The 18,359-nt window shown below is 38.9% G+C and carries 17 protein-coding genes; 16 read left to right on the forward strand and 1 reads right to left on the reverse strand.

Going from position 1 to position 18,359, the window contains the following annotated elements; genetic code table 11:
- The first annotated feature begins 11 nt into the window (after window positions 1–11).
- From EC328_RS05430 to EC328_RS05450, 5 genes are read left to right on the forward strand one after another with little or no spacing between them, the layout of a single operon-like run.
- On the forward strand, window positions 12–1,679 hold the full coding sequence (locus EC328_RS05430) for a DAK2 domain-containing protein (RefSeq protein WP_128425847.1): 1,668 nt from the start codon (window positions 12–14) through the stop codon (window positions 1,677–1,679).
- 46 nt (window positions 1,680–1,725) lie between these two features.
- Window positions 1,726–3,783, forward strand: a complete 2,058-nt coding sequence (recG, locus tag EC328_RS05435) for an ATP-dependent DNA helicase RecG (RefSeq protein ID WP_128425848.1) — start codon at window positions 1,726–1,728, stop codon at window positions 3,781–3,783.
- 60 nt (window positions 3,784–3,843) lie between these two features.
- Window positions 3,844–4,401: a 16S rRNA (guanine(966)-N(2))-methyltransferase RsmD gene (gene rsmD, locus EC328_RS05440; protein ID WP_240671547.1), complete on the forward strand. Its 558-nt coding sequence runs from the start codon at window positions 3,844–3,846 to the stop codon at window positions 4,399–4,401.
- Entirely contained in the window at window positions 4,401–4,886 is a 486-nt protein-coding gene (gene coaD, locus EC328_RS05445; RefSeq protein ID WP_128425850.1) for a pantetheine-phosphate adenylyltransferase, read from the forward strand. The genes rsmD and coaD overlap by 1 nt, the downstream gene beginning before the upstream one ends.
- Window positions 4,886–5,329, forward strand: a complete 444-nt coding sequence (locus EC328_RS05450) for an ATPase (RefSeq protein WP_128425851.1) — start codon at window positions 4,886–4,888, stop codon at window positions 5,327–5,329. Before coaD ends, EC328_RS05450 begins: the two co-directional genes overlap by 1 nt.
- Before the next feature lie 74 nt (window positions 5,330–5,403).
- Here the strand turns inward: EC328_RS05450 and EC328_RS05455 are convergent, their stop codons facing one another.
- Complete coding sequence (locus EC328_RS05455; RefSeq protein ID WP_128425852.1) at window positions 5,404–6,651, reverse strand: nucleotidyltransferase; 1,248 nt, start codon at window positions 6,649–6,651, stop codon at window positions 5,404–5,406.
- A gap of 163 nt (window positions 6,652–6,814) precedes the next feature.
- Between EC328_RS05455 and EC328_RS05460 the strand changes: the two genes are divergently transcribed.
- The 11 genes from EC328_RS05460 to ffh all read left to right on the forward strand — a co-directional run bounded on the left by EC328_RS05460 (window position 6,815) and on the right by ffh (window position 18,342).
- A complete protein-coding gene (locus EC328_RS05460; RefSeq protein WP_128425853.1) occupies window positions 6,815–8,014 on the forward strand; it encodes an acetate/propionate family kinase in 1,200 nt (399 codons plus the stop codon).
- A 60-nt stretch (window positions 8,015–8,074) separates the two neighbouring features.
- Window positions 8,075–8,587: a YceD family protein gene (locus tag EC328_RS05465; protein WP_128425854.1), complete on the forward strand. Its 513-nt coding sequence runs from the start codon at window positions 8,075–8,077 to the stop codon at window positions 8,585–8,587.
- 13 nt (window positions 8,588–8,600) lie between these two features.
- Entirely contained in the window at window positions 8,601–8,780 is a 180-nt protein-coding gene (gene rpmF / locus EC328_RS05470; protein WP_128425855.1) for a 50S ribosomal protein L32, read from the forward strand.
- An 89-nt stretch (window positions 8,781–8,869) separates the two neighbouring features.
- Window positions 8,870–9,901 (forward strand): phosphate acyltransferase PlsX, encoded by a 1,032-nt coding sequence (gene plsX, locus EC328_RS05475; RefSeq protein WP_128425856.1) that lies wholly within the window; start codon window positions 8,870–8,872, stop codon window positions 9,899–9,901.
- On the forward strand, window positions 9,867–10,097 hold the full coding sequence (acpP, locus tag EC328_RS05480; RefSeq protein ID WP_164906039.1) for an acyl carrier protein: 231 nt from the start codon (window positions 9,867–9,869) through the stop codon (window positions 10,095–10,097). The genes plsX and acpP overlap by 35 nt, the downstream gene beginning before the upstream one ends.
- Before the next feature lie 18 nt (window positions 10,098–10,115).
- Window positions 10,116–10,832, forward strand: coding sequence for a ribonuclease III (gene rnc, locus EC328_RS05485; protein ID WP_128425857.1), 717 nt, complete (start codon window positions 10,116–10,118; stop codon window positions 10,830–10,832).
- Complete coding sequence (locus EC328_RS05490; protein WP_128425858.1) at window positions 10,825–11,901, forward strand: elongator complex protein 3; 1,077 nt, start codon at window positions 10,825–10,827, stop codon at window positions 11,899–11,901. The genes rnc and EC328_RS05490 overlap by 8 nt, the downstream gene beginning before the upstream one ends.
- Window positions 11,902–11,964: 63 nt before the next feature.
- The gene (gene smc / locus EC328_RS05495) at window positions 11,965–15,537 is read left to right on the forward strand and encodes a chromosome segregation protein SMC (protein ID WP_164906040.1); all 3,573 of its coding nucleotides are present in this window, start codon (window positions 11,965–11,967) and stop codon (window positions 15,535–15,537) included.
- 9 nt (window positions 15,538–15,546) lie between these two features.
- On the forward strand, window positions 15,547–16,518 hold the full coding sequence (ftsY, locus tag EC328_RS05500) for a signal recognition particle-docking protein FtsY (protein WP_128425860.1): 972 nt from the start codon (window positions 15,547–15,549) through the stop codon (window positions 16,516–16,518).
- A gap of 87 nt (window positions 16,519–16,605) precedes the next feature.
- On the forward strand, window positions 16,606–16,965 hold the full coding sequence (ylxM, locus tag EC328_RS05505; RefSeq protein WP_128425861.1) for a YlxM family DNA-binding protein: 360 nt from the start codon (window positions 16,606–16,608) through the stop codon (window positions 16,963–16,965).
- A 36-nt stretch (window positions 16,966–17,001) separates the two neighbouring features.
- Complete coding sequence (gene ffh / locus EC328_RS05510) at window positions 17,002–18,342, forward strand: signal recognition particle protein (RefSeq protein WP_128425862.1); 1,341 nt, start codon at window positions 17,002–17,004, stop codon at window positions 18,340–18,342.
- The last annotated feature ends 17 nt before the right edge of the window (window positions 18,343–18,359 follow it).

Consider the following 18,359-nt stretch of genomic DNA (forward strand, 5'->3'; position numbering starts at 1 on the left):
AGGTACAACACTTGAAAACAACATCAATAGATGGGAATTTGCTAAAAATCATGCTTGAAAGCGCAGCTCTGATGCTGGAAGAAAATAAGGAAGAGGTTAACTCCCTGAATGTCTTTCCAGTGCCGGATGGAGACACTGGAACCAATATGCTTTTAACAATTAAGTCTGCTTTAAAGCAGGGACTACAAGTAGATGAGAATAACGCATCCAAGGTTGCTTTGGCTGCCAGTCAGGGTTCACTAATGGGAGCAAGAGGTAATTCTGGTGTTATTCTGTCGCAATTGTTTAGAGGTTTAGCTAGCGGTATAGGTGAAAATGAAAAGATTGATTCAAGAATAATGGCAGAGGCATTAAAAAGAGCTGCCGACACCGCCTATAAAGCAGTTATGAAGCCCACTGAGGGAACTATTCTCACAGTGGCAAGAGAATGCGGTGAGAGAGCCATGGAGATATATGATCTCCACGAGGATTTGGCTGATCTCATGGAAGAGGTAATTAAACACGGAAATGATGTTTTGAAAAAGACTCCGGACATGCTGCCTGTTCTTAAGCAGGCGGGAGTTGTGGATGCTGGAGGAAAAGGTCTGATTTATATCTTTTCGGGTGCTCTGCAAGCCCTGAAAGGGGAGACGGTAGTAACAGTACCTCGAATAGATAAAATATCACCTATCAAGGAAGCACCTAAGAGAAGAGAGTATATTGAGACCGATGATATAAAATTCGGGTATTGCACAGAGTTTATGATAAATACCATAAACGGTGACGCTGAGTCTTTCAGAGATGAGCTTGCAATTTTTGGTGATTCACTTCTGGTAGTTGGTGGAGAGGGCTTGATCAAAGTTCATGTCCACACCAACAATCCCGGGCAAGTGCTTGAAAAAGCTCTGCTAATAGGTGAATTAAGTGATATTAAGATAGACAACATGAGATATCAGCATGAAGAGGTTTTGTTGAAAGACGAGTTAAACTTAATAAGAGATAATCCTGAAGTTGGTCAGAATATTGAAAAGACAATTGAAAAACAGAAATATTCCGTTATTGCTATCTCTGTTGGTGAGGGTATTGACAGATTATTTAAGGATCTCAATGTGGATGTTTTAGTACCAGGTGGACAGACTATGAACCCAAGTACAGAGGATATTATTTCTGCCATAGATAAGACAAATGGGGATCATGTAATAATACTCCCCAATAACAGTAATATTATACTGGCAGCCCAGCAAGCAAAAACTCTTAGTGATAGAAGTATTATCGTAATACCTACTAAAACCATTCCTCAAGGGATTGCAGCCTTACTGGCGATGGACCCTGAAAAAGACCCTGAATACAATGTGGATATTATGTCTGAAGCCATTAAAAATGTTATTACCGGCCAGGTAACCTTTGCGGTTAGAGATACTGAGTTTAATGGCACAGAGATATCCAAAGGAGATATTATCGGTCTGTCTGACAAGGATATTTTGTCGGCGGGTACCGATATTAACGAAGTATCCAAAAAACTAATAGATAAGCTAATGGATGAAGATATGTCCATAATAACTTTAATGTATGGAGACGATATTAGCGAGGAAACAGCTAATGAGCTGGCAGATTTACTGACCGAATCATATCCTGATATTGACATTGAGGTGATTCACGGAGGCCAGCCGCTGTATTACTACATTTTTGCAATCGAGTAACCCTGCCTTAAGGCAGGGTTCTTCATCTTACAGGAGAGGTGAAATCGTGAACAAATTTGACACACAAATACAATATCTTAAGGGAGTAGGTCCAAAAAGGGCGTCGATATTTAGAAAAATGGGGATAATGACTTTAGGTGACTTACTTTTTCACCTCCCTAGAGCATATGAAGATCGAACTAAAACCATCAAGATTCAAGAGGGGGTTATCGGTGAAAAACAAAGCTTTGTGCTTGAAGTAACAGGGAGCCCAACTGTGTCAAGGCCAAGAAGAGGTTTATCGATACTTCAGGTACCCGTCAGGGATAGTACCGGTGAAGCAGTAATGGTTTGGTTTAATCAGGATTATCTTAAAAAGACATTCTCACCAGGTCAGGTTTATATAGTATATGGGAAACTTTCTTTCAACCGATACCAGGTCCAAATCCAGAATCCTGATTTTAAACTGTGGAGTCCTGACCACGTAGGATCAGTTACACCTATATATCCTCTAACAGATGGAATCAGCAATAATGAAATGAAGAAAATTGTTGCTCAAGCTCTAAGTGAGATCAATGACGATATCAAATCAGTTGTGCCTAAAACATATAGTATTAAGAGAAAATTGCCTTCTAAATTAGATTCCTTGATTGGGATACATTTCCCAAAGAATTTGAACCATGCGGAGATATCACGGAAGGCACTTGCATATGAGGAGCTTCTATTGCTTCAAATAGGCTTATTATGGTTTAAAAATAAGGGTGGAGCAGAGCTCGAGGGTATTAAATTCAAGAATGTGAGAAGCCTTGAAAAATTTATAATTGATCTGCCATATAAACTCACTGCTGCACAGATAAGAGTAATTCAGGAAATCATAAGTGATATGACATCCAATAAGCGAATGAATAGACTGGTGCAGGGAGATGTAGGCTCTGGAAAGACTGTTGTAAGTGCTGCGGCAATGGTATTGGCAGTTCTAAATGGATACCAGGCAACGATGATGGCTCCAACAGAAATATTGGCTGATCAGCATTTTGAAACATTAAAAGATTTGTTGAAAAACATGCCCATAAAAATAGGCTTATTAAAGGGCAGCATGAGTTTGAAATCAAGGGAATCGATTTTGAATCAAATATCTAATGGCGAAGTAGATATAGTCATAGGTACACACGCTCTAATCCAGGATTCTGTAAAGTTTAAACGTCTGGGCCTTGCAATTACTGATGAACAGCACAGGTTTGGAGTAAGACAAAGGATAGATCTATCGGACAAGGGCGATTTGCCTGATATGCTGATAATGACTGCCACACCGATACCCAGGACGCTTGCACTTATCCTGTATGGAGATCTTGATATATCAATCATTGATGAACTTCCACCCGGCAGGAAACTGATTGAAACCTATGCTGTTGGCTCAGATATGGAGGATAGGATATTTTCATTTATAAGAAAACAAATAATTGAAGGTAGACAGGCATATGTTGTCTGCCCGCTTATCGAAGAGCAGGAGAAGCAGGACTTGTTGTCTGCTGAGAAAACCTATGAACGTTTAACTTCTGATATTTTTCCCGATTTCAACATTGGTTTGATACATGGAAGGATGGGCCAGGCTGAAAAAGAAGCATCTATGAGATCATTTAAGACAGGTGAAATGGATATCCTTGTTTCCACAACAGTTATAGAGGTTGGCGTAAACGTTCCAAATGCTAACATAATGCTGATCCTGAATGCTGAAAGATTTGGACTTGCTCAGCTTCACCAGCTAAGGGGAAGGATAGGAAGAGGAAAGTACAAATCCTACTGTATACTTATTAACGACAGCAGTAATTCAACTGCCCGCGAAAGAATGAGGATACTTCAATCTACCTCAGATGGGTTTAAAATATCTGAGAAGGACCTTGAACTTCGAGGTCCAGGTGAATTCTTTGGAACAAAGCAGCACGGCCTGCCACAATTGAAAGCAGCAAATTTGCTTAAGGACAGGGATGTGCTTAAAACAGCCCAAGAAGATGCTATTCAGATAATAAGTCAGGATCCTGAGCTTCTGAGTGAAGAAAATGCTTTAATTAAGGAATATATTCAAGACATTTTCAGGAAACTTCAGGAGGAAATTATCCTCAATTAGGTTTAAATAAGCAATTGACTGTGATAATATAATCTAAAGGAAGTGTGAGTTGAGTTGAGAGTGATTTCAGGAGAAAGAAAAGGGCATAGACTTATTGCACCCAAGGGAAGAGATGTCCGACCAACCGAAGATAGGGTCAAAGAATCACTTTTTAATATAATATCACCAATATCATCCGGCGCTGTTATTCTTGACCTGTTTGCAGGGACAGGAGGTATCGGTATTGAATTCTTGAGCAGAGGAGCTTCTTTTACATACTTTGTTGACAGAGGTGCAGAAAGTATATCTGTAATTAAAAAAAACCTGGAGCACACAAAATACCTAGACAAGAGTGAAATAATCGTTCTTGATGCCAGGGTGGCTATTCAAAGATTTGCAGCAAAAGAGACGAAGTTCGATTATATTTATATTGACCCTCCATATAATCAGACAGAGCTTTTTCATGAGGTCCTGCAATTAATATCTGATAGTGGATTATTGAAGGAGAATGGTCTGGCCATAGTGGAGCATGATAAGAGGCTGGCACTAAAGGATTCTTATGGTGATATCATGAAATTTGATGAAAGAAGCTATGGAAGCAAGCTGATGACATATTATAAACCGGAAGAGGTGCAGTAATGAAGGTAATCTACCCTGGCAGCTTTGACCCAGTGACCAATGGTCATTTGGATATTATTACCAGATGTTCTGAAAAATTTGATGAGGTCATAATTTCTGTTTTGAACAACAATAAGAAGAACAGTATATTTACGGTAGATGAGAGAATAGAGCTGATAAAAGAATCTACCTTGCATTTGAAAAATATCCAGATTGACTCCTTCTCCGGTTTGCTGACAGAATATGCTAAGAGAAAGAATTGCAGCACAATTGTAAGGGGTCTCAGGGCAGTATCAGATTTTGAATATGAGATGCAAATGGCTCTTGTAAATAGAAAGCTCTATCCTCAGCTGGAAACTATATTCATGGTGTCTTCATCAAAGGTATCATTTTTAAGCTCAAGTGTAGTAAAGGAGATAGCTTCATTCAAAGGTGAAATATCCTGCTTTGTACCTGAAATAGTAGAAGCTGCGCTGATAGAAAAATTCAAAGGAGGTACTCGTTAATGGATTTACTTAATCTGATCGACGAAATTGAAGACATAATTGAAGCCGGAACATCAGTGCCACTTACAAGCAGAGTAATGGTAAACCGTGATGAGCTGTTGGATATAATCAAGGAAATAAGGATAAAGCTTCCTGATGAGATAAAGCAAGCTTCATGGATCAAGGAGGAAAGACAAAGGATACTTGATGAAGCTCAAAAAAGTGCAAGTTCTATGCTAAATGAAGCAGAGACAAAGCTGGAAGAGCTTGTCGACAACGAGGAAATCGTGAGACAAGCAAAGGAAAGAGCTGAGGAGATAATTCGCAGAGCAGAGCTTAGTGCTGAAGAAATAAGAAATGGGGCTCTTGAATATGCTGATGAGCTTCTTTATGACACTCAGGAAAAATTTAAAGATATAATACAGGTACTTAATGAGAATCGTAGAGAACTTAGGGTCAGGTAGTAGCAGACAAAGCCAGCCATGTATGGCTTTGTTTTTTTATTTTGGATACCAGGGAATAAAATCGAAAATCTTGACTACTTACTTAAAACATATGGAGATACAAGATAATCCTTCCCGAAGGGATGTGTTGAACCTCTTAGCCCAAAATAGTACAAGTCTGTTGCCAAAACCTCTTTTTCCAGCATAGCTTTAGATGTTTCTGATAAACTGGAGAAAGCATCAGAGAACTTTGTTATGATCTTCAAATCTGAATTTTTCTTGATCTCATTTATGATTTCGAAACCATTATAGTTGCTTGCCAACACACGAACATATTCCGGTTTATTATTTAATGCTTGCTTTATTAAGTCTGCTTTTAAATCTGTCAATATATGGACCAGAAGTCTCCTGATTCGTGTTCCCGGGTATCTCTTGGTAGTAGTTCTCTGTACTAAATTTTCAGCTGTTTTTACTTCTGAGGATATTCTTTTAAGTCTATTTTCCAGTCCTGTTTCCATATCCATATATAAAGAAAGCTCTTCAGATGACTTTAGTCTCAGGACATATTTTATGATCTCAGAATAGTTATCCAAATAGTTAAATGTTTTATACTCTGAGAAGAATTTTACTATCAAGCTATAGCTAAATTCCGGAAGAAGCCCTTCTACCTTAGAAAAATCATTATTTAAGAGCAACTGTCTTATAGCAGTTGCGGAAGCAATACCCAAATTTGTTGAAGTATCCTTATAGCCATGGCCTGTCCTCATAAAAGTAACTGGTCTTATGGATGATTTCAGCTTTATTAAGGCTTTCAGATACTCGATCCCTAGTATATTATTTGGTTTGGAAATAGTGTCTTGTATGAGCCTTTGATCATGACCCATTTTACCAAGGATTTCTGATACAGAAAGGCTTCTTGCGGAAGAAAAGGATAAACCAGATGAAAGATTCTTTTTTAAAATGGCTGAGAATTCTTCAGATTCAGAAACTAATAATTTTGCAATTGGTTCGAGAACGTCTGCTTTACCTTCTTCGCTTCCAAATGCCAAATGGCTCACTGAATTAGTAGCATCAAGAAGTCTGACAGCACCATATGAAAAAATTTCAGCTGATTGAGTTGAAAACACAAATGGCAGCTCCAGCACTAAATCAACTCCGGAATCAATAGCCATTTTAGCCCTTGTCCATTTATCGACTATTGCAGGTTCGCCCCTTTGGACGAAGGAACCACTCATAATACAAACGGATCTATCTGCACCGCTAAGTCTGAGAGATTCCATTAGGTGAAGTCTATGACCCATATGAAAAGGATTGTATTCAGTTATTAGTCCTACAGTTCTCATAATTGCCTCCTGATTATCTTATGTCAATATGATACCATCAATAAAATACTTAAGCAAACAGAGTATTATGAGATTCAGTTTTACCTAACTCCTATTTAATCTGTTGATTTTTTAACAGATATAATATAATATTGATATAGAAAAAACCTAAGGAGGTCACCAGATGAAAATATTAGTAATCAATTGTGGCAGCTCTTCTTTAAAGTATCAATTGATAGATATGAATGGAGAAGAAGTTCTTGCAAAAGGTCTTGTTGAAAGGATAGGGATAGAGGGTTCCAGGATAAAGCATGATACTACAGGCAAGGAAAGAGTAACCATTGAAGAACCAATGAAGGATCACAAGAGAGCTCTTGAACTTGTTCTTGCAGCAATAGTTGACAAGAATCATGGTGCTGTAGCTTCAATGGATGAAATCAGTGCTGTTGGGCACAGAGTAGTTCATGGAGGAGAAGATTTTGCATCCTCAGTGATTATTGATGATGCCGTCATGGATGCTTTGAACAGAAATATAGAGCTGGCACCTCTTCACAATCCACCAAACATAATGGGCATAGAGGCTTGCAAGGAACTTATGCCCAACGTACCAATGGTAGGAGTTTTTGACACTGCATTCCATCAAACTATTCCAGCTGAAAATTATATTTATGCGATCCCCTATGAATACTATGAGAAATACAAGATCAGAAGATATGGGTTCCACGGAACTTCACACAAATATGTTTCTATGAGGGCAGCAGAGATTCTTGGAAAGGATATAAAGGATCTCAATATAGTCACATGCCACCTTGGAAACGGTTCAAGTGTAACTGCAGTTCAGGGTGGAAAATCAATCGACACTTCAATGGGTTTCACACCTCTTGAGGGGTTAGCAATGGGTACAAGATCAGGTGATATTGATCCTGCGATTATTCCATTTATAATGGATAAGGAAGGACTGTCATTTGAGGAAGTAAATGATATGCTTAACAAGAAATCAGGAGTTCTTGGAATATCTGGTATCAGTAGTGACTTCAGAGATCTTGAGATCGCAGCTGAGGAAGGCAATAAAAGAGCTGAGCTGGCATTGAAAGTATTTACCAACAGAGTTACCAAGTACATAGCTGCATATGCAGCTCAAATGTGCAGAATAGATGTTCTTGTATTCACCGCTGGGATTGGAGAAAATTCAGGTCTGATAAGAGAAATGGTATGTGAAGGTCTTGAGTGTATGAATATCATGATCGATAAAGAGTTAAACAACACAAGAGGTCAAGAAGCAATTGTAAGCAGAAATCTTGCAAGTGCTACTATAATGGTCATTCCAACAAATGAAGAGCTAATGATTGCAAGAGATACACTTGAGTTGCTAAGCAACAGATAATTGTTGACAAAGCCATTTGACGTATATATAATGGTAGTGTTAGTCTAAGAGGTGACATAGATGCTTGTTGATTTATCTGGCTTCCTTCATGGTGACGAAGCAGCTCACTCAATTTCCCTTGAACTTGATGAGAATGCTATGCCAAACAAATACGAATACCCTGTAAAATATCCAATTATTTTAAAGGTAGACATTTACAAGGTTGACGGGGAATATTTAATCAATGTCGAAGGTAACTATGGTTATGAAGCCGAATGTGACCGTTGTCTGAAGCTTGTAAATAAAACCATAGAGTTTAAAGCATCAGGAGGACTAACTGAAAAAAAGGGGAACATTGATGAGGGTGAGTATTCTGACGAGGTATTAAGCCTTAAAGATGATCAATTGGACCTCGGTGAGTACATTTGGGATCAAATAGTTAGTTCCCTGCCAATGAAATTTATCTGCAGTGAAGGCTGCAAAGGTTTGTGTCCAAAGTGCGGAAAGAATCTAAACGAGGGCGACTGTGGCTGTGGAGGCAATACCGGAGATTTGAGATTTGAAAAGCTAAGGGAACTTTCGCTAAATGATTAAGGAGGTGTTTTAGATGGCGGTACCAAAAAGGAAAACTTCTAAGCAGAGAAGAGACAAGAGAAGAGCCTCTTCCTATAGACTAAATAGAACTACAGTTGTTGAATGTCCACAATGTCATGAGCCTAAACAACCCCATAGAGTTTGCAGAAGCTGTGGCTATTACAAGAGCAGACAAGTTATTGTAGTCGAGTAAGAGGTAAAGGATAGTGATTAGCTTCACTATCTTTTTTTTATGTGATAAAATGTATTTATGATTTCTACTTCTAAACAGTGGAGGGCGTTATGAGAATTATAGTAGATGGAATGGGAGGAGATCACGCTCCTATATCAACTGTAAAGGCTTCGGTGGAAGCGGTATCAAAATATGGGATAAATATTACATTGACAGGACCAGCAGAGGCACTTATCAAGGAATTGGAAAAGCATGTATATCCAGCTGGCAGCATAGAGATTCTTAATGCTCCCGATATTATAACTAATGATGAGGACCCTGCCATAGCTATTCGAAAAAAAAAGAACAGTTCAATGGTTGTAGGTTTGAAAGCGCTTGCGGATGGTGAGGGAGATGGATTCATTTCTGCAGGAAATACTGGTGCTTTACTTGCAGGGGGGTTGTTTATTGTCAAAAGGATCGAAGGCATAGACAGAGCTGCTCTTACAACACTTTATCCAACATTGAAGGGAGTATCTATCCTTGTCGATGCTGGGGCAAATGTTGATTCAAAACCAGAGTACCTGAAACAGTTTGCTATTATGGGTTCTGCATATATGGAGCAAGTACTTATGATCACAAACCCGAAAGTTGGCTTGATAAATGTAGGCACAGAAAGCGCTAAAGGAAATCAACTGACCAAGGAGACATACAATCTTCTTCAGAATACTGAACTGAACTTTATTGGAAATATTGAGGGTAGAGATATGCCATATGGTATAGCAGATGTCATGGTTTGTGACGGGTTTGTGGGGAATATCGCATTGAAGCTAACGGAAGGAATGGCCTCTTCAATTTTTCAATTGTTGAAAGATTCCTTTACTGCTGATACCAAATCAAAACTGGGTGCACTTCTTTTACGGAATCAACTCAAGGAAATGAAAAAGAGACTTGACTACAGAGAGTACGGAGGAGCACCGTTGTTGGGTACTAAAATGCCTGTGGTAAAGGCTCATGGCAGCTCTGACTGGTATGCTTTTATGAATGGTATTGGACAATTGAAAAAGTTTATCGAAAATGATGTTATTACACTTATTGAAAACAATATTAAAAAAATGGAGGAAAATAATGCTGACAGAGAGAATAATCAAACTAATAGCTGAACAGTTTAATGTGGAAGAGGATACCATTTCACTTGAGACTTCTTTCAAGGATGATCTGAATGCCGATTCTCTGGATCTTGTAGAACTTATCATGGCACTTGAGGATGAGTTTGGTTTAGAGGTTGAGGATGAGGAAGTTGAAAATATAAAAACCGTTGGTGACGCCAAGGAATATATAAAAAGAAACATACAGTAATCAATGAGGTGATGGGGTATGGATGGAACGTTGTCTTCAAGGCTTAATAAGTTGCAGGAAAATCTGGAATACGGTTTCAAGGATATCGAACTATTGGAAACTGCATTGACCCATAGTTCTTATGCCAATGAAAACGGTCTCCACCCCAGTAAAAGCAATCAAAGGCTTGAATTCTTAGGTGATACAGTAATCAATCTCGTCGTAAGCGAGTATCTTTACAATAAATATCCATTCTATCCGGAGGGAGAACTGACTAAAATTAGAGCCAAGGTTGTATGCGAATCTTCCTTGGCTTTAGCTGCAAGAAAAATAAAATTGGGAGAATTCCTTCTGCTGGGGAAGGGAGAAGAAGCCACTGGCGGACGAAGTAGAGATTCAATACTGGCGGATGCCAGTGAAGCCATTGCAGGAGCGGTATTTCTTGACAGTGACTACGATACAGTAAAGAGATTCTTAGTTACAAGGTTTGAAACTGATATTGTAAGAGCTGTAGCAAAAGGAAATTTATTCATCGATTATAAGACGCAGCTTCAGGAGAAACTTCAAAAAATAACTAAAGAAAAGCTGAGTTATGCAGTAGTTAGGGAAGAGGGGCCAGATCACAATAAAATATTTTATGTTGACGTATTTCTTGGGTCTGATGTTATTGGCTCGGGATTTGGAAGAAACAAAAAGGAAGCTGAACAACTATCTGCGAAAGAGGTTCTTATCCTGATGGGTGAAGATTATGATTAGACATTACATAATACCAATATTTGTACCTCATTATGGATGTCCCCATGACTGTGTCTTCTGTAATCAGAATAAAATTACCGGCTTTGAGACAGATGTCACAGAATCACAGGTTGAAACTATAATATACGAATATTTGGCCACATTTAAGAAAGATTCTTTTATCGAAGTGGCATTCTATGGAGGCAGCTTCACTGCCATAGACTTTGAAACTCAGAAGAGGCTTCTCGGAATACCCAGGAGGTATAAAGAAGAAGGAAAAATCAATGGAATAAGGCTATCCACACGACCTGATGCTATAGATCATGTTATTCTTACTATGCTTAAAGAAAATCTCGTAGATACTATCGAGCTTGGCGTGCAATCAATGGACCCTGTTGTCCTGAAACTGAGCGAAAGAGGTCATTCCGATGAAGATGTCTTTATATCTTCAAGGATGATCAAAGATATGGGATTTAACCTGGGATTACAGCTTATGACTGGATTACCTGGGGATACCTCTGAGAAAAGTCTTGAGAGCGCTAAGAAGATAATATCCCTTAAGCCTGACTTTATAAGGATTTACCCAACTCTTGTAATAAAAGGGACCAGTCTTGAGAAAATGTATTTAGAAGGTTTATATAAACCTCAAAGCTTAGAGGAGGCTGTCGAAACTGCATGCGATATCCTTATACTGGCTGAAGCATCGGATACTAAAGTTATAAGGATTGGTCTGCAGCCTACTGACAACATTCAGGCAGGAAAAGATGTAATTGGGGGACCTTTCCACCCCTCGATCCGTCAGCTGGTTGAATCCAGACTTTTATATAAGCTACTGACTAAAGCAATTGATACAGGGACACTTCCTTCAGGTAAGACTTGGACTATATTTTGTCCAATAGGGTATAGCTCTATCGTATCCGGTCAAAAAGGCGCTAATAAAGACTCTATTGCTAAGCTTTTAAATACAACCAGACTAAAAATTATCGAAGAAGATTTACCTGATAATATAATAAGATTGGAAACTGATGAATTTATCAATGAGATAGATCTGAAAGCATTAAAGATTGAAGAAGCCAGCAATATAGGATAAGGTTTCCAATAGGAGACCTTATTGTTTGAACTATATCCTCCAAAGAGGAATGAGGTGTTGGATTTGTATCTGAAGAAAGTTGATATCCAGGGATTTAAATCCTTTGCGGAAAAAACCGAAGTCGAGTTTAACAGCAAGGTGACCGCGATCGTCGGCCCAAATGGAAGCGGGAAGAGCAATATCGCTGACGCTATTAGATGGGTTCTTGGAGAGCAAAGCGTCAAGAGCTTAAGAGGTATCAAAATGGAGGATGTTATTTTTTCTGGGACTGAGAAACGAAGAGCCCTTGGTTTCTCTGAGGTAACTATTACCTTCGATAATAGCTCCGGGAAGATCCCAGTAGAGTACGGGGAAGTTGCGGTTACACGAAGGATGTTCAGATCCGGAGAGAGTGAGTACTATATAAACAAAAATGCCTGTCGTTTGAAGGATGTGCGGGAGCTTTTTATGGATACAGGCGTAGGCAAGGAAGGCTATTCGATCATTGGTCAGGGGAAGATCGACGAAATATTGTCCAACAAGCCTGAAGACAGAAGAAATATATTTGAGGAAGCCGCCGGAATAATCAAGTTCAAAACCAGGAAACAAGAAGCGCTGAGAAAACTAGAGAAGACAGAAGTCAATCTTACCAGAATAGGAGATCTTCTCCACGAGATAAAAAATCAAAAGGATCAGCTTAAAGAGGAAGCCGAGAAAGCGAGTGAATTTCAACGATTATTCAGCCAACTTCGCGATCTTGACGTTGCTATGGCTTCAAGAGAAATAAAGAGAATAAGGTCTGCATCTGAAAAACTGGATGTCAAGGAATCTGAGCTTATTGAAGAAAAAAATCTTCTGGAAAACGAAATAGAATCGATTGCAGCTTCATTTGGTAACATAAAGGGGAGTCTTGATAATGCTGAAAAGGCCATAGAGGATAAAAGGGCACTGAAACTTGAGAGCTTTCAACGAAATGAAAGCATTAAGAACAACATCAAGCTACTCCAGGAGAAGGAAACCTATCTACAGAAAGAAATCGACAGGTATAATCGCGAAATCTATGATCTGGAGACATCTTTTTCAGATGGAGGAAGTTACCTCGAAACATCGAGAATAGAACTATTAAACCTGCAGAAGCAAATAAACCAACTTAAGGATGCTTGGAATATATTTGAAAGCAAAAAATCTGAGTTAACTAAGGAAATAGAGAGACTGGATTCTCTATCCAATACTTTACGTAATGAAATAATGGATCACCAGACACGAATATTTTCTCTTAAAAGTGAAGCAGGAACTACAATATCATTTACTGAGAATATTAAAAGGAGGATGACTCAGCTCCAGGAAGAAATAAGCATTATCCAAAGTGATATCAACGATAAAATCGATTCAAAAAATAGACTTGGACGTGAACTTGATAGGTTCAGACAAAAATTGAGATACGGCTTGGACCTGCTGGCCAAGGAAGAGAAAGAGCTTTCCTCGCGTTGCAAGTCAACAAGTGTTTTAGAGGAGAACATTTACGATAAGGACAAGACTCTAAACAACCTTACTGCGACCTTAAAACTCTATGAGGCTATGGAAAAGGATTTTGAGGGTTATTACGGAAGTGTTAAGGCTATAGCAATTAAGGCAAATGAAGACAAAGAATTTGCTAATGGCTATGTGGGATTGGTAGCAGATTTATTTAATGTTGAGGAGCGATATCTTAAAGCAATTGAGATTGCCTTGGGGAGCAATTTACAAAACATTGTGGTAAATAATGAAGAAACTGCCAAAAGATTTATTGGCTATTTGAAGGATTCCAATAAGGGAAGAGCAACATTCATGCCAGTCAGCTCAATAAAGGGAAGCAGGTTAGTTGTTGACAACAATATATTATCATCTAAGGGATACATAGGTGTCGCAAGCAGCCTAATCGATTGCGACAGTCAATTAAAGGAAATATTCATTCAACTCCTTGGCAGGACCTTGATATTCGACTGTATTGATAGCGCAATTGAATACTCTAAGAGATTTTCGTATAAGAGCAAGATAGTAACTTTGGATGGAGATGTAATAAATCCAGGCGGGAGTCTGACTGGAGGGAGCACCAATTCAAGAGCTACTTCGATTCTTAGCAGAAAACAAGCAATAGAGACCATCAAAGTTGAAACTGCAAATTTGATTCTTGAATTGTCATCTTTAAGGAAAACCCTTGAAGCCGAGAATAGAATTATCAAACACCTTAACAACAAAATCAACGAAATTCAAGAGGAAAATAAAAATCAGCATAGCGAGATACTGGACTGTGAGAAACTTTTCGATTTGACTGACCTTGATATTGAACGGCTCAATGCCGAATTGGATAAGAAAACAAACGAGCTTAAAGCGCTACAGCATGAGTTGAGTAATCTAAAAAATAGTTTGGATAAATTAAATACAGAACTATCAGAGGCTTCTATGTCCCTTGAGAAAAAAATAAATATTTCGAGAGCCAATGAAGAAAATCTGATCGCACTTCGTGGCGATTTGGAAAAATTAATTAATGAAATCACTGATATTAGACTTAATATCAACATTCTAGAAAACAGCTCATTTACATTAGAGTCACAAATCAGTCAATTTGATATAAGCGAAAAAGATACCCGAATTTCTTTAGAAAACAAGAAGAATGAATTGCGTTCCATAGAAAACCAGATCATAGCGAACCGAAACGAGATTGAAAACCTGAAGCTTATAATATCTAACGGTCAGGAAGAGGATATCAAGGATGCTGGAGAGCTTGAACAACTACTGCAATCTAAGGACAAGTTAATGGATTCCTTTTATGAGCTTCAGGAAAGGAACAGAATACTTGCTCAGAGACTTGCAAAGGTAGATAGGGAAATTGACAAGCTTGACATGGACAGATCAAGATTTGACATCCAAATTGAGTCAATGACTGAAAGAATGCAAACAGACTACGATCTGGATATTGATGCAGTTTTAGCCTTCAATATTTCAATTGAAAATGTGCGGGAAGAGCAAAATACCATTAAGGAGCTTAGATCAAGGATAAAGGAACTAGGAAATGTGAATATAGGTGCGATAGAAGATTATAAGAATTCTGTCGAAAGATTCCAGTTCCTAACTGCACAATTGAATGACTTGAATTCAGCTCGTGAGGATATCCAATTGGTTATCAGAGACATGGAGAAGAAAATGAGGCACCAATTTAAGAAATCCTTTGACGAAATAAATGAGAAATTTCAGCATACCTTCTCCATTCTGTTCAATGGCGGAAAGGCGAGATTGGAGTTGGAGGGAGGAGAAGATATTCTCACCTCAGGAATCGAGATAATGGCCCAACCTCCCGGTAAGAAACTTCAAAGTTTAATGCTTTTATCTGGTGGTGAGAAATCACTCACAGCTGTTGCCTTATTGTTCGCAATCCTTAAGACCAAGCCATCGCCCTTCTGTATCCTTGATGAAATAGATGCAGCTCTCGATGAGGCAAATATAAGCAGGTACACAAACTATCTTAAAACCTTTGATGATGATACTCAGTTTGTTTTAATAACCCACAGAAAAACAACAATGGAGATAGCGGATATACTTTACGGGGTTACTATGGAGGAAGAAGGAGTTAGCAGACTTATTTCGCTTAGACTTAAGGATTACAGCGAGGCTGGATAGGAGGTAGCTATGTTTAATTGGTTTAAAAAGGATAAGGGGAATATAATTGAGGATAAGGTTCAAAATCAAGGATATCTGGACAAACTGAGGATAGGTCTTTCAAAGACGAGAAAGGAAATGAGCAATAAACTTGAAGACATTTTCACTGGCTACAAGGGTATTGAGGATGAGCTTTTTGAGGATCTTGAGGATATTTTGGTATCTACAGATGCTGGAGTAGGTCCATCAGTCAAAATAATAGAAAGACTTAAAGTAAGAGTGAGAGAGGAAAAGGCAACAGAAAGTCAACAGGTTAGGAACTTACTAAAGGATGAGATCAAGAAATTGATGGTTGAATCTGTACAAGAAAATGATCTTCATCTTGAGCCCCATCCGTCTGTTTTATTGGTGGTAGGGGTAAATGGAGTAGGAAAAACAACGACTATTGGGAAACTGGCTTACGGGTTCAAGCAGAGCGGCAAGAAGGTTCTTATAGCAGCTGGTGACACATTCAGAGCTGCTGCTATAGAACAGTTGGAGGAATGGAGTAAAAGGGCAGGTGTTGACATAGTTGCCCACACTGAAGGTTCAGATCCTGCAGCAGTTATTTTTGACGGCATACAAGCAGCCAAAGCTCGAAAGTCTGATATATTGATTTGTGATACAGCAGGTAGGCTTCATAATAAATCAAACTTAATGAACGAGCTCGGAAAGATTTTCAGGATAATTGAGAGGGAATATCCCGAGGCAACCAAAGAAATACTCTTGGTTTTGGATGCGACAACTGGTCAGAATGCAATCAACCAGGCCAAAGTGTTTAAAGAGGTAGCACAAATTACTGGAGTTGCCCTCACAAAGCTCGATGGTACCGCTAAAGGTGGAGTAGCCATTGCACTTCAAACAGAACTTGCACTCCCAATTAAGCTAATAGGTGTAGGAGAGAGCATTGAAGATCTTCAGCCTTTCTCAGTTGACTCTTTCGTTGAGGCTATGTTTGAATAATCTGGAAAAGCTTGACAACTCAATGTGCATAGAATAGAATAGTACTGTCAAGGAATTTACTTGACAGTACTTTTGGTTGGTGATAGAATGGACAAGTTGGTTAAAATAGGTATACTGCTTGATTTCTATGGTAAACTACTCAGTGAAAAGCAATATCAGATAATGGAACTATACTATCTTAATGATTTTTCACTTTCAGAAATCGGTGAGGAGCTGCGAATTAGCAGACAAAGTGTCTTTGATACCATAAAACGCTCTGAAGAAAAGCTCTATTCCTTTGAAAACGAGCTTGGTCTTGTGGATAAATTTTATTCCAGCCAGGACACTATACGTGATATAAGAAAAATAGCTGCTGAAATTTATGAAATTGGGGAAAATGGGGCAAACAAGGAAATAATGGATAAAGCCATAGGTATAGAGGAGAGGATCTCTAAAATACTTATCTAAGGAGTATCATCCTAAATATGGCAGGAGGGTTCAAAATTGGTGTTTGAAAGCTTATCTGAAAAGCTGCAAAATGCTCTTGGTAAGCTCAAGGGCAAGGGTAAGATAAATGAAAAAGATCTTGATGCTGCTCTTCGAGAGGTCCGATTAGCACTCCTTGAGGCAGACGTTAACTTTAAGGTAGTTAAAGATTTTATAAAGAGGATAAAGGAAAGGGCTCTTGGTGCAGAAGTAATGGAGAGTCTTACTCCGGGTCAGCAGGTAGTCAAGATAGTTAATGACGAGTTGACGGCTTTAATGGGAGAAAAAGAAGAAAAGCTTGAGTTTGCTTCTTCTCCTCCTACTGTGATCCTTATGTGTGGTCTCCAGGGAGCTGGTAAAACTACAACCACTGGAAAACTTGCAGGTCTGCTCAAAAAGCAAGGCAAAAGACCATTGCTTGTTGCGTGCGACGTTTATAGGCCAGCTGCAATTAAGCAGCTTGAAGTGGTAGGTGAAAAAGTAAGCGTACCTGTTTTCTCGATGGGAGACAAGAATAACCCTGTAGACATTGCAAAGGCTGCACTTGAGCATGGCAAAAAGCATGGAAACGACGTAATAATCGTAGATACTGCTGGAAGGCTTCACATCGATGAGGAATTGATGGAAGAAATTGTTAATATCAAGGCTACTGTAAAGCCAAAGGAGACACTACTCGTTTTGGATGCTATGACAGGCCAGGATGCAGTAAATGTAGCTGAGAGCTTTAATGAAAGACTTGGAATAACTGGAGTCGTCCTTACAAAGCTTGATGGAGATGCAAGAGGCGGTGCAGCACTTTCAATCAGGGCTGTAACAAATAAGCCAATTAAATTCGTAGGCATGGGAGAAAAAGCAGATCAACTTGAGCCTTTCCACCCTGACAGAATGGCATCGAGAATTTTAGGAATGGGCGATGTGCTTAGCCTGATAGAAAAGGCGCAAGCTGGTATCGACGAGAAAAAGGCAATTGAACTTGAGAAGAAAATGAGGACAGCTCAGTTCACCTTTGACGACTTTCTGGACCAGTTGGAGCAAATGAAGAAAATGGGACCTTTGGATGAGCTTTTGGGTATGATCCCGGGGATGAATTCTAAAGCTCTTAAAGGACTTGACCTCAATCCTAAGGATCTGATAAAGACAGAAGCAATCATAAAGTCCATGACTAAAAGAGAAAGAGACAATCCGGATGTTATCGACAGCAGCAGAAGAAAGAGAATAGCTGCTGGAAGCGGAACAACCGTATCAGATGTGAATAGATTATTAAAACAATTTAAAGAAACTAAGAAAATGATGAAAAAATTCTCAGAAATGAGCAAAGGTCCGAAGAAGAAAGGGAAAATAGGATTCCCCTTTTTCTAAATAGATATCAAATTACA

It is taken from the genome of Gudongella oleilytica, from assembly GCF_004101785.1.
GTDB classification, from domain to species: domain Bacteria; phylum Bacillota; class Clostridia; order Tissierellales; family Tissierellaceae; genus Gudongella; species Gudongella oleilytica.

What these genes read in the sequence shown, in the direction of transcription:
- rpmF (WP_128425855.1), top strand. Translation starts at nt 8,601, where the DNA reads ATGGCGGTACCAAAAAGGAAAACTTCTAAGCAGAGAAGAGACAAGAGA.
- EC328_RS05450 (WP_128425851.1), top strand. Translation starts at nt 4,886, where the DNA reads ATGGATTTACTTAATCTGATCGACGAAATTGAAGACATAATTGAAGCC.
- rnc (WP_128425857.1), top strand. Translation starts at nt 10,116, where the DNA reads ATGGATGGAACGTTGTCTTCAAGGCTTAATAAGTTGCAGGAAAATCTG.
- EC328_RS05465 (WP_128425854.1), top strand. Translation starts at nt 8,075, where the DNA reads ATGCTTGTTGATTTATCTGGCTTCCTTCATGGTGACGAAGCAGCTCAC.
- EC328_RS05460 (WP_128425853.1), top strand. Translation starts at nt 6,815, where the DNA reads ATGAAAATATTAGTAATCAATTGTGGCAGCTCTTCTTTAAAGTATCAA.
- coaD (WP_128425850.1), top strand. Translation starts at nt 4,401, where the DNA reads ATGAAGGTAATCTACCCTGGCAGCTTTGACCCAGTGACCAATGGTCAT.
- EC328_RS05490 (WP_128425858.1), top strand. Translation starts at nt 10,825, where the DNA reads ATGATTAGACATTACATAATACCAATATTTGTACCTCATTATGGATGT.
- plsX (WP_128425856.1), top strand. Translation starts at nt 8,870, where the DNA reads ATGAGAATTATAGTAGATGGAATGGGAGGAGATCACGCTCCTATATCA.
- acpP (WP_164906039.1), top strand. Translation starts at nt 9,867, where the DNA reads ATGCTGACAGAGAGAATAATCAAACTAATAGCTGAACAGTTTAATGTG.
- EC328_RS05455 (WP_128425852.1), bottom strand. Translation starts at nt 6,651, where the DNA reads ATGAGAACTGTAGGACTAATAACTGAATACAATCCTTTTCATATGGGT.
- ylxM (WP_128425861.1), top strand. Translation starts at nt 16,606, where the DNA reads ATGGACAAGTTGGTTAAAATAGGTATACTGCTTGATTTCTATGGTAAA.
- ftsY (WP_128425860.1), top strand. Translation starts at nt 15,547, where the DNA reads ATGTTTAATTGGTTTAAAAAGGATAAGGGGAATATAATTGAGGATAAG.